The organism is Pseudomonas sp. SDO55104_S430 (assembly GCF_054070595.1).
Window position 1 is genome coordinate 1 of the sequence record NZ_JBSVXG010000501.1, and the last position, 589, is coordinate 589.

The window sequence follows — 589 nt, forward strand, 5'->3', positions numbered from 1 at the left end:
CCCGCGGTCTGCCTGGTGTGAATGCTAGCCTGATGATCAGTAACGAGATGATCACTGCTGAAATGGCTCAAAATCTCGCAGTTCTGTTTGAAGTGAAAGAACCAGAGTTTATCGTGGAAGTTAAACATAGCATGCTTGCCGAATATCATTTGGTAAAAAATCCTGGCAAGCGTGGTCGTATCATAATTCCTGAAATGGCGTTTGAAGATTCATTGTTTGAGTCATTTGAGATTCCCATAGAAGGACATGAGAATTATGGCGAGCCGGGTTTTTTTGTTATGTTTTCCAATAGGCCGGATAGTTATGTCGAGGCCACGATTCGTGCGGCTGAGGTGGATTGCCGTGTTGTTTATTTCGGTGAATCCAAGGCTGTAAAGTTGTGGGTGCAGATTGGAATTACTATAGGTTTTGCTGTAAGTGATGATACCTACAGTGTTGTGCCTGAGATTTATGGTAATTACTTCGGGATCAAGGTTGTCAATGGCGCCGAACTACCCGCAGGATTGGAATATTTCATTTTACATGGTGCGTTCCGACTGGCATTGAACGACCACGTAAATGCAGCTGTCCGGGAAAAGGTTCGTCCAGC

Annotated in this window: 1 protein-coding gene; it reads left to right on the forward strand. The window is 44.7% G+C overall.

The features are described from left to right. Nucleotides 1-32: 32 nt before the first annotated feature. Nucleotides 33-589, forward strand: a 557-nt coding sequence (locus ACW9JE_RS30910; RefSeq protein ID WP_457434934.1) for a hypothetical protein, incomplete at its 3' end; no start/stop codon positions are given.